The organism is Methylobacterium sp. J-076 (assembly GCF_022829405.1).
Lineage (GTDB): Bacteria > Pseudomonadota > Alphaproteobacteria > Rhizobiales > Beijerinckiaceae > Methylobacterium.
In genome coordinates this window covers 1-336 of sequence record NZ_JAKSXW010000042.1, presented here as the reverse complement: position 1 = coordinate 336, position 336 = coordinate 1, and the positions used below count along the sequence as shown (strand labels likewise).

Annotated in this window: 1 protein-coding gene; it reads right to left on the bottom strand. The window is 69.0% G+C overall.

Annotated features, from left to right (window positions below; translation table 11 throughout):
* Nucleotides 1-336, bottom strand: a 336-nt coding sequence (locus MKK53_RS03215) for an FtsK/SpoIIIE domain-containing protein (RefSeq protein ID WP_279598791.1), incomplete at both ends; no start/stop codon positions are given.

The following is a 336-nucleotide window of genomic DNA, read 5'->3' as shown; positions in this document are numbered from 1 at the left end:
AGCAGCGACAGGATCATCGTGTTGATCGCCACCGACTTGCCCGAGCCGGTGGTGCCGGCCACCAGCAGGTGCGGCATGCGGGCGAGGTCGGCGATGATCGGCTCGCCGCCGATGTTCTTCCCCAGGCACAGGGCCAGCTTGTGCTTCGTCTCCGCGCAGTCCGGCGTATAGAGCAGCGCGCGCAGGCACCCGGTCTCTCGCCCCTCGTTCGGCAGCTCGATGCCGCTGACGTTGCGGCCGGGGGTTGATCCCGAGGGCGCCGTTCGCCTGGATGACGTAGGCGGCGTTGGCCAGATCGTGCGGGGCTTCGTTCCACCCGTCGCCACGGGTGAGGAT